Raw genomic sequence first — 10,621 nt, 5'->3', positions numbered from 1 at the left:
ATAGCCATCGCCTGTGGCCCGCGGGTTCCTTCCTCGGGGACTTTCGTACGCCTGCCGGCGCCCGAAACTCTTCACGAGAGCAGACCGGCAGCTTTGGGCTGCGAATATTCAAGATCGGACATTCAGGTTGATGTGGGCATCGTCGTGATCTGACCCAATCCGGACCTTGCCGCGCCGGATTTCCTTCCCGAAAGCGGACGTCGGGCGCAATCAGCACTCAGACCCGTTGAAGACCTTCCCGAGTATTGTCGCAAAGGCTCGAACCTTCACCATCGCGACATCCCAGGGTGGAGTAAGCTGGCTATCGACCTGTGTCAGCGCAATCCTTCCAGGCCGTCTCCCGGGTTCAATCCGGTGTAGAATGCTTTCATGCTTCGCGCCGACGGACGCGGCAGGGTACCGTGCCTGCGGAATCCCAAGCTCCCTCCGCAGCATGCGCTACCCCGCCTGACAGCGGCCGCGCGCTGGAACCCTGGAACCTGAACATATCCACATTGCACACTAAGGGGCGTCGTTCTAGACTCCGATGGCCGTAAGCTGGGTTATGGCGAACTGGCCGATGCCGCCATGGAACAGTCGAGTTTAACAGCAGCTTGTGAACATCACATAAGCTGAGAGACGCGTTCAGCGGAGGTCAACTTGCACCGTATTGAAACAGGTTCAGTTTCCTTCCTGCCGCTTCCTCTAATTCCTCAGCAATCTCAACCTCGGACTTAATACTCTCAAGACAACGTCTTTCGGCCATGAGCAGTGCGGTTTCGTAGGTCGCCTGAACTATCCTGATACGGTCGCTTGCAGGAAGTCCTGCTACGAACTCCATTGTTTCTTCCACGTGCGAGACCTCGCTGCCGAGACTGCTGTGGCTTCTTAAAAATCGCGAGGCATCAACTCCATTGGGAGATAGCAATTTCACCGCATCAACCTCAGCCTGGGGCTTTAGGGCGGCGATACGTTCGGAACAGTACGAGTAACCGATGGATTCGATTGGATATTCGAGAGAGCAGAAGTTATCGAAAAGATCGCACAGCGGCTTGACGCCGACCGGGATAAGATTCCCTACCAGTCGCTCAGCCGGTAGCCCCAAAGCGGCGAGATCTTTAAGTGCAAGCCGCTCGTGACCAGTTTCCTCCCGAGCGCGTATCTCGAGATATCTGGCGACTTCTATTCTCCCGAGCTCTTCGAATCGCTCAGCGGCCTGTCTGAGGTTTCGAGGCGTATCTCTGGATGTATAGTAAGCGCCTATCAGACTATAAGTGTAACGAATTAGGCTCGGGTTTGCCTTTGCTGGCTGATTGTCAGCTCGCGCAAATCCAAGATTGATAGCCCCATCAAGTAATCCAACCGTGCTGTGCCGAGTGCCTCCGCACGTCATGGGCTTGGTGAAGGGAGGAACTCCTTCAAGATTGTCAAGTGACCGGAACCATACCCCCCCCTCCCGAGCAATTATTACCGTGCCACCCCGAACATCCGCCCATTCAGTTACTGGAAACGCCATCGGTTCCTCCAAATCTTGAGTGAACACCAACAATCAGGGGCTATAAGCAGCTATAAAACGCGTTGGATCAAATTCCACAAATTGTATAAGCCATTTTGACACGAGCCGTGTTCAAGAGACTGTCCCGGCTGGAACTACCGGGTAGGGACAGAGACAGGGACAGGGACACCACCTCCTCCGGCGTGTCAGGCAACACGAACAGGGTGTTGGTATCTTTGTTGTGATCTTGGTCTCTGAACTCTTGCTCTGTCACGACCTTAGGATTATCCACATAAAGGCCAGCTTGCTTAAAAAGTTCTTTGGGGTCATTTAGTAATTTTTCCCTATAACTTTGATTGACCCAGGCCTCCGCGATCATTTGGGCCAATATTTCATTCGGGTGATAGAATATGGGTGTTGCGGGAACGTCCTGCCCTTGATCATTCTTTTCGGTTAGGGGCATAGCGGCACCTCATGAATTGTGTCAGGTTGGCGCGACAAGATGCCGGACGCAAGCTGCGTCGGAGCACCTAATTCCGCTAGGTTAACGCCAAATGGTAACTTCATCAAGACGGGCGAGGGGCGACAGTTTGGGGTACCCTCGATAACCCGAGATGCGGCAAACTTAACGCATTTATCCTTCGCAGAGTCAGTGATGCTAACCAAGAAGTCGTGTGCACAAACAGCTCCAGGGACCACTTCAACGGCCTGATGGCTTTCGTAGCTGCTTTAGCCTCCAGTGGCTGGAATTCGCGCGAGTCTGCTTCAATGCGATTCACCCTTCAGCTAGTGACCACGAAATTACTGTAGGGTGACCTCAACGGCGCGCGCATGCCTTAGGTCTGCAGTGCCAGTTCCTTCCTTGAACCAACGATAAATAGGTCCTAGCAACTCCCGTGCCTCATCAAACCGGTCTTGCGTCCGCCAAAGCTCTGCTAGGCTCGTGGCGGCTCGCAATTCCAACGACTTTGCCCCTTGACGACTCGCTAGGTCAATAGCCGCTCTAAAGTATGATTCTGCTTCGCCGACTCTTGTTGGGTCCATCGCCAAAAGAATTTGAGCTCTTTGACGGTGCAGTTCAGATTCCCATGATCGGCCCGTCACCGCGTTGGTATCAGCCAATGTCTTCTCAACGATTGATCGCGCAGTTTCCAACTCACCAGACTCGGCATACACTTCAGCTAACCAGCCGTACATCATTGGAAGCATGTAGCCGACGCCGTTACTGCGCGCTTCGTTTATTCCGAGCTTTATTCCGTTCTGGGCCTCCCTGAGCTGACCTAGTGCCCCAACTGCGCGGGCTCGAGAAATGCTCGACAAAATTATGTATAGCGAGAACCGTTGTTCTTGTGACATTTTGTGGCTTTGATCAGCGCTTTCAAAGGCGCAATCGGGCTCCCCGCGCAGCAGATGCACGACAGACGCCATGTAATGAGCGAATGCTATGGAGTATGGGTCGGTAAGATCTTGAGCCAGGGTACGCCCTTCCGAAACGCGCGACAGAGATTGATCCGGATAACCTAGAAACCACAAGTCCCATGATAGGAGTAATAGTGACGCAACACGAGGTTCTACCATGTAAAGTCTGCGTAATGACTGTTTTCCCTTACGGTTAGAAAGCGCGATTGACTGCTCAAAGTGTTGCCTCGCCGATAGGAACTCGCCAACGGTTAATAGCGTGCTTCCCATGATCCGATGGGCAACGGTCAATAAAGCAGTATCAGTCGCCACTATTGATCTGGACAGGAACTCATCAGCCATAATCAATGCTTCGTCGTTCTTGCCACCCATCCATGAATGTCCCCACAACCCGAATAGCGCTTGGAAATACTCGGGCGGATTACCTAGCTTGAGGCATAAGGTACGAGCCCGCGCAAACGCCTCGCGAGTTTCCGTGGCAGCATATCCTCGAACAGCGATGAGCGGTATACCCAGTGCCAACTGGATCTCGATCTCTTGATTTGTACGTTCGGGCGTATCCGGCAAGGCGCTTATCGACTCTAATGCCTTTCGAAAATGAGCAATCGCCTCGACGTTGGCGGAGCGTGCGACGGCGCGTTGACCGGACTTGTACCAGCAACGCATGGCCAACTCTCGGTTTTCTGCCTCACTGTAGTGGTAGGCTAATATCTCGGGTTGATTTTCGACCAGCTCGCGAAAATCCGTCGACAAAAGCGTAGCAATATCCGTATGGATTTGTCGTCTCTTGCTCTTTAGTAGGGAGTTGTAAATCGCATCACGTAACAGAGCATGCTTAAAGGCAAAACGATCGAAGGGTGAAATGCTGACGCGATGGATGATGTCAGCCTCCTCGAGCAATGAGAGGGCCAAGTGTATGGTGTTTTCGTCAATGCGTGATGCTGCTGACAACAGATCACGGGAAAACTCCCGCCCAATCACCGCCGCAACATGAGCCAACGTCCGAACCTGCGCAACGCGATCAAATGCAACGCGATCGAGCCGCTCCAGCAATGCATCGTGCAGCGTCTCCGGAACTTTGAGCTCTGATTGTGCAGCTCGTTCGAAATCGTTTTCTCCGAGTCGTCGTTCCGGTGCTCCTAGGATGCTGCTTGTGAGTTCTTCTATGTACAACGGTACGCCATCTGCCTTTTCGATGATCTGGTCGAGAACCTGTTTAGGCAAAACCCCACCCCTCAGGAGATCCCCGACCATTCCCACCACCTCGGTCCGTGACAATCGAGTGAGCGAGTGCATGGTTACGTTTGCATGAGCTAACCACGCGGGCCGGAAATCGGGCCGGCACGACACAATAAGCAGGACACGAGCGTGATCGATTTGGCTTATTGCCACCTCAAGCAGCTCAAGGGTCGAGGGGTCTATCCAGTGCGCATCCTCGAAAATACACAGCGTAGGACGCTGAGAAGCCAACACCAAGACCTTGTCGACCAGCGCACTTACTGTACTGTTCTTTATCTGCTGTGGCGTAAGCTGAGACAGTTTATTGGATTTCTCGGTGACAATTGACAATAAGTTAGCGATCAGTATAGCCGGCTCTACCGTATTATTGCTCGAGGAGGTAAAGTAAGTCTTGAGGCTATCCAGCTTGTCAGCATCAGAGTCGTAATCTCTCAGATGCGCCGTGTTTTCAATTTGCTCTATGACAGGATATAGCGCGCTCTGGATGTGATATGGCGAGCACTGATAGCTCAACAAGAAGTGCGGTTCGTGCTGAATCCTCGATTTCAGCTCATGGAGTAGACGTGATTTTCCCACCCCAGGAATACCTGCGAGTAGAACGACTTGTCCGTCACCCTCTTTAGCTTTCTGCCACCTGTCGAGCATCAAGTTCAATTCAGTTGAACGTCCGATAAGTGGAGTAAGTGCGTCTCCATGCGCCGCGTCAAATCGGCTTACGATATTCTTCGCGCGGAGAACTTGATAGACGTGGATGGGCTTGGTTGCGCCTTTGATTTCCTTCAGACCAAGGTCTTGAAGATCGAAGGCCGACGATACGAGACGTTTCGTCGATTCCGAGATGAGTACAGCGTTGGGCGGCGCAAGTGTCTGTAGACGCGCCGCAATGTTCGGTGTCTCGCCCACAGCATCGGTCGATCTCGTCGGATCATAGCTTCCCATTTCACCAACGACTACTGGACCCGAACTGACGCCCACCCGCAATGCGAGATTAGTTGGCCCAGAAATCTTGATCACTCCAGTGAGAGTTTCCAGCGCGGCGTGCACCGCTCGAACGGCATCATCCTCATGTGCGCGGGGCCATCCGAAAAATCCCACCACACCATCGCCGACATACCCGGCAACTCGGCCTTCGAACCGCCTGATTGCCGCGCTGCATAGCTCGCGATAAGTGTCCAGAACTATCTTAAGATCTTCAGGATCCAGCGTCTCAGATAGCGCTGTAGATCCCACCAAATCCCAAATCACTACTGTGATATGCCGAAGTTCGGCTTCGCGATGTTGCACTGGAGAGGTTGGCTCCATCGCAACATGCTCAAAGATCTCTGTTGGTGTGCCGCTCGCCTGGCGCGCGGTCATTGCTTCAAGCGCCCTTAGCAGCTTCTTGCGGTGACCTAGAGAGACTCCCAGGTTTTGGAGGTCATTCTCGGTCAGATCCGGAAGTACGGCGTATTCGATGTTGTTTTCGGCGAACGTTTGAGCGTACTGACCTAGGCCCTGTATTCTCAACCACTCGGCTACGTCTGTGGTTGTTCGCGTCACTGCCGAGGCCCTTGCTCTTTATCGCAGTTCATCACTACGTTTGTCGGGGTTTTAGATCCAAAAATCTAACTGCATTCCTTTGCATTGGAATTGGCTCACTCTCTTGGAAGGAATATGTCATGAAAGCGATTTCTTTGAAAGCGCGACCTCCTCCCAGGACCGTCTGCGCGGTGCGCGCGTCAAAGTGCGCGCGTCAAATAGAGTAGTCGCCAAAATCCAACTGCCGCTGCATGAACCTCCTCCCGAAGGCGGTTCCCCCATTGTAGTGACTCCCAAAATACGAATGATCATTAGATTCGACGGGCGATGAGTTGGCGTTCCGTTGCCGCGTCCCGGCTCGAGTTCATTCCCCCGCTAATCCCGACACTGGTGGATCAGCCACCTGAGGGCGAAACTGGATTCACGAGCCTGATCCCAGGAATGTGAAGCGGACAAGATATCCTTCACAATGCTTGTGTCCCCGCGTGGTTTCGCGCGAAATATCGCGCAGGGGCAGCCACAGGGCAGCCGTTTTGAACATGCTCGCCGGCAAGCCAGCTGAAGTTTCGCCAACTGCCACCATAGCCATGCGACAATACCACCAGGGGTGGCGGCCGGTCCCATGGTTTGGCATCCTTAGCCACAGATAGGCCGACAACGGCGGGATTTTCTACCACGACAGTTTGTGGTCCGTCGTAGTCTGTCGGGTACCAGATGGTGACGTGTAGCGGCCTGCTGTGTCTGTATCCGGCAGGGTTATCTCTTTGAATCCAACGGTCTTCGCCGCATAGCGGCTTGCGACGCGATGACAACAATCATGGCCATGAGAAACGCGATAATGCGCATGGCGGTCTCCGTGAGCGGAATTGGACGAACGCCATGTGTAATGGAATGGACTTTCGGGCGAGAGACCTTGATCACGATCGAGGTCGTAGCAAACGCTCGCAACGTTTGGTTCCTTCTGACGGCTTTCATCACCCAACCCGCCCTTTGGCAGCCTCCACGCGAAGGTCACGGTTGGGTCGGGGATTGCCGTGTGGCTGCTCAGAAGGAAGGGCAGAGAAGGGGTCGAGTCGAGCCGTTGCGCGAAGGGCAGCTTTTGAGATGCGCCATGAATGTCGCGAAATGGCGCAACGTCGACCTACAGCTTTCCGTGGTAACGTCTGCTTTTGGGCAGTGGCAAAGGCGCCTCGAACGGCCGAGATCGGCGCGAAGCGGTCATCCATGGCTCCACTACGGGAGTCTGCTTCGGGTCGAGGGTGCGTTTCCGAAACGGCTCTGTAGCGGCAGAACCGGACGTTCAAGGACCCTGCTAAAAAGTAGCGGGCTTGCTTCGGGCGGTTAAGGCCAGGAGCGCCTCCGAAAGACGTTTCTTTGCCCGTTCGACCCCGTTCTCGTCGATCGCTTCGACATCGACGAACAGGTCGAGGCCAGTCGCGTGCTCGCTGATGACCTGAGGGCGCTGTGCCAGTTCACCAAGGAGGCCCTCGACTTCATAGGGGACAACCTCCCGACTGATCCCCTTCATGGCGATCGGCGCCAACGGACGCGCTCGGACAAGGTCGCGCACGAGCGCATAGGTCTCATAGCTAAGGCAGATGCCGCCAGGTTCGGCAATCGATTGCAGGCGGGCCGCCAAGTTCGCTTCGGCCCCGATGATCGTGTAGTCCATGCGATCATCGGAGCCGAAGTTGCCGACATTGCAATAGCCCGTGTTGATGCCCATGCGAGCTCGGAACGGCTGCTCAATTCCTCGATCACGCCACAACCTGTTCAGCTGCTCTAGCCGGCGCTGCATGTCGACAGCCATGCGCAAGCATGCCCTCGCGTCCTCCTCGACACCCTTTGTCTCGGGGTCTCCGAAGAACACAAGAAGTGCGTCGCCGATGAACTTGTCGACCGTAGCCTCGTGCTTGAGCGCGATCATTGACATCTCGGTGAAGTACTCGTTGAGGAGTGCCGTGAGGTCCTCAGGCTGGAGCCGTTCCGCGATCGCGGTGAAATCTTTGATATCTGAGAAAAAGATTGTGAGCTTCTTGCGCTCGGTCGCGATAGTCACGTCCTTTTGGCCGCTGAAGATGCTTTTATAAATTTGAGGCGAGAGATATTTGGCGATCTTCAATGAAATTGCGGCCAGAAAGTCGTTTGCCTCGGCGAGTTCCGTGTTCATGCCGTGAACCAAGGCGGACTGCCGACGCTGCATCAAAATGAACGTCAGACCCGCCGCAGCTGCGAAGCCGAAATACAGAAGCAGATACTTGAAAGAGAGGACGTTCGCCCCGATCGGCTGGGCGACCGATATCTCCTGGATACCTCGGACATCCCCCACCTTCCAGTCTGTCTTGGGGCTGTCCGGGTGCGAGTTATGGCAGTTGACGCAGACCTGTCCCATTACTACGGGAGCCGCCGCGCGAACGTGTCGGTCAAGCAGCGAACCCGAGGCTTCGATGATGGGCTCACTTGGATTGGCGCGAAAGGCAGAGATTGCGTTGCGCTCGAATGTGTCTAGCTGGTGGGGCTCGCGGCCTTTGAAAGGTAGGTCCGAGACGAAGCGATATTTGACGGACCCGTCGTGAGCGCTGATGCGCTTGCCGAGTTCGATTGAGAGGGTTGCTGGGATGGGGATTGCACCTGGCACGTCCCTGTAATTGTGCGTCGCGGTCACGGCGCCGTCTGCTTTCAGGACCCGTCCCACGACGTCGCTGCCGTAGAATCCGCGCATGTCGTCGATGATCCGGCTGATTTCGCTGGCTTGCGTGCGCAGCATGCGTTCCGACAGATCTCGGAGGTCGAGCCAGGCTGCGACGGGCAGACCTATAAGGCCGACGACCACTGCCGCAACCAGGAGCGGTCCCATGGTGCGTTGCTCACGCGCAATCTGTTCACCCAATCCCGCCATTGTCCAGGTTACCGCCCACCCGTAATCCAATACCTGAACCATACCTTCATTCGCGGCTCGCTACCAGCGCCAGTGGCTCGGTGAGAACACGATTGGGGGCTGACAGCGGACTGGCAGCTTCGGGCTGCGAATATTCAACAGCGGCCATTCAAGTTGGTGTGGGCATCGTCGTGACCTGACCCATTCGAGACCTTCATTCTCGGTGTTGCGAATGGCAGCAACGCGCACCATCTCGTCGTTCACGGCAGTCCTGTGCATAAGCGGACGTCGATGGTGCACACGCCACGGGCGGCTTTGCGCTACATGTCGGCCATTGAGATGGTCTCTGACGCTTCCCGGAAGCGGATATCACAGGATCCTCGAGCTGATAGGTCTCTGTGGCGCCACCAGCGCATCAGATCGCTTTCCGCGACTGCCCGGCAGACGCCCGAAAAGACCGGTAGGGTCATCACTACCTGTCTACGACGACCGGCCTTCGCCAACGCGGGTATCCCCATGACAGAGAACCCTGACAAGCGGTGCCTGCTTACGCAACCGCAAGAGGCGGCATCAGCATCTCCGCGAAGAAGTCGCTTGCGGTGATCCGGAAGGTTCCCTGGGCCGTCGCCGGATCGAGGTGGTCGGCAGATTTGCCCTCCAAAATCGCACAATAGCATCACCGTCATCGAGTTCAAACGACCGCAGCGGGACGACTACACCGGCGACGACAATCCGCTCAGACAAGTGTTCGAACAGATACAGCTCATTCGGTGGCCAGTTCAAGGATGACAATGGCCGGCCGTTGTCGGTTGCGGGGGACAAGACACCCGCTTTCGCTTACGTCGTCTGCGACATCCCGCCGAGCATGCACGCCGAGCTGAAGATGTCGGACGCGATGCCTACGCCGGACCAGCGCTCCTATTACGGCTATCACCGGACCTTCGGGATCTATTTCGAGGTCATCGACTACGGCCGGCTTCTTGCCGATGCCAAGCGTCGCAACCGCGTCTTCTTCGACCGCCTGAACCTCATGGACGCGCAGCTCCCCTAGAATTCGACCGAAAAGGGTCGTGTCGGGGATCGACATGCGCCGTGTCCCCAACTGTCGCGTTCTGCCGCGAGGACGGAGGGATTTAGACGTAGCCGTGAACTAATTTGAACGTCCGCTTTCAGGAAGCCGCCACAAGTGGGCAAATGGCGGGGGTCAGGCGCGTTGCCGACCGTCAGAGTCGGGGCCGAAGCGAACGTTGGAACCGAGGCGTGCAAGTCATGAATGCAAGGTATAGCTTCACACAGACCTGCTTCTCGTGGAAATCTGAAACTTCGTTGCACCCACTAGGTTTGGAATGTGACACCGGGCGCCGCACTCTCCTTTGGTTCGTTTACGCTGGTGCCGGCCGAGCGCCTGCTTATGCGGGGCGACGAAAGGCTGAGGATTGGCAGCCGCGCTTTGGATATCCTCATCGTCCTGGTGTCGCGCGCCGGAGAGGTCGTTTCCAAAGACGAGCTCGTCTCCCAGGTCTGGCGAAACATGTTCGTCGAGGAAAACAACCTGCGCGTCCACATCACGTCGCTGCGCAAGATTCTCGGCGAGGGCCCCGAGGCGCAGCAATATATCTCGAACATTCCAAATCGCGGCTACAGCTTCGTGGCGCCGGTCACGCGCAAGGCGTCGCCGACGCGGGCCGATGGCCAGCAACCCTCGATAGCCCGACTGCCGCTACCCCGGCTGGCCAACCGCATCATCGGGAGAGAGGCGGTTCTCGATCAGCTCAAGGGGCAGCTGCCCGAGCAAAGGCTGCTCACCCTCGTCGGTCCGGGAGGCATTGGAAAGACGACAGTAGCGCTCGCTCTTGCTCAACGCCTGGATGATGGTTATTCGGACGGCACGGCGTTCGTCGATTTCTCCGGGATTACCAATGGAGCGCTGATCACCGAGCTGATCGCCACCGCTGCGGGCTTAGTGCTCGCCTCGACCGATCCGCTCGCTGAGCTGGCGAACAAGCTTAGTCATCGCTCGATGCTCCTCGTCCTCGACTGCTGCGAGCACCTCATCGACGAAGTCGCGGCGATCGCCGAGGAACTGATCACCA

6 protein-coding genes and 1 pseudogene are annotated in these 10,621 nt (G+C 55.9%); 2 read left to right on the top strand and 5 right to left on the bottom strand.

What is annotated here, in order from left to right:
- Nucleotides 1-634: 634 nt before the first annotated feature.
- The 5 genes and pseudogenes from AC0L2R_RS33355 to AC0L2R_RS33335 all read right to left on the bottom strand — a co-directional run bounded on the left by AC0L2R_RS33355 (nucleotide 635) and on the right by AC0L2R_RS33335 (nucleotide 8,549).
- On the bottom strand, nucleotides 635-1,495 hold the full coding sequence (locus tag AC0L2R_RS33355) for a hypothetical protein (RefSeq protein WP_473514037.1): 861 nt from the start codon (nucleotides 1,493-1,495) through the stop codon (nucleotides 635-637).
- 67 nt (nucleotides 1,496-1,562) lie between these two features.
- Nucleotides 1,563-1,937: a hypothetical protein gene (locus AC0L2R_RS33350; protein ID WP_473514035.1), complete on the bottom strand. Its 375-nt coding sequence runs from the start codon at nucleotides 1,935-1,937 to the stop codon at nucleotides 1,563-1,565.
- 338 nt (nucleotides 1,938-2,275) lie between these two features.
- The gene (locus AC0L2R_RS33345) at nucleotides 2,276-5,488 is read right to left on the bottom strand and encodes an ATP-binding protein (RefSeq protein ID WP_473514041.1); all 3,213 of its coding nucleotides are present in this window, start codon (nucleotides 5,486-5,488) and stop codon (nucleotides 2,276-2,278) included.
- A gap of 9 nt (nucleotides 5,489-5,497) precedes the next feature.
- Nucleotides 5,498-5,671, bottom strand: a pseudogene (locus AC0L2R_RS33340) (SAM domain-containing protein); the annotation flags it as partial.
- A gap of 1,291 nt (nucleotides 5,672-6,962) precedes the next feature.
- Nucleotides 6,963-8,549: an adenylate/guanylate cyclase domain-containing protein gene (locus AC0L2R_RS33335; protein ID WP_473514039.1), complete on the bottom strand. Its 1,587-nt coding sequence runs from the start codon at nucleotides 8,547-8,549 to the stop codon at nucleotides 6,963-6,965.
- Between the two features lie 781 nt (nucleotides 8,550-9,330).
- Here AC0L2R_RS33335 and AC0L2R_RS33330 point away from each other — a divergent pair.
- Both AC0L2R_RS33330 and AC0L2R_RS33325 read left to right on the top strand, forming a co-directional pair.
- Complete coding sequence (locus AC0L2R_RS33330) at nucleotides 9,331-9,579, top strand: hypothetical protein (RefSeq protein WP_473514034.1); 249 nt, start codon at nucleotides 9,331-9,333, stop codon at nucleotides 9,577-9,579.
- 297 nt (nucleotides 9,580-9,876) lie between these two features.
- Nucleotides 9,877-10,621 (top strand): winged helix-turn-helix domain-containing protein (locus AC0L2R_RS33325; protein WP_473514032.1); only part of this gene is annotated, 745 nt, incomplete at its 3' end.

The sequence above is a fragment of the Mesorhizobium sp. WSM4820 genome, assembly GCF_055811075.1.
Note: the sequence above shows the minus strand (reverse complement) of the source record. Positions and strands in the feature narration are given on the sequence as shown.

Coding starts and splice junctions, on each gene's coding strand:
- AC0L2R_RS33335 (WP_473514039.1), bottom strand. CDS start 8,549: ATGGCGGGATTGGGTGAACAGATTGCGCGTGAGCAACGCACCATGGGA.
- AC0L2R_RS33345 (WP_473514041.1), bottom strand. CDS start 5,488: ATGACCGCGCGCCAGGCGAGCGGCACACCAACAGAGATCTTTGAGCAT.
- AC0L2R_RS33350 (WP_473514035.1), bottom strand. CDS start 1,937: ATGCCCCTAACCGAAAAGAATGATCAAGGGCAGGACGTTCCCGCAACA.
- AC0L2R_RS33355 (WP_473514037.1), bottom strand. CDS start 1,495: ATGGCGTTTCCAGTAACTGAATGGGCGGATGTTCGGGGTGGCACGGTA.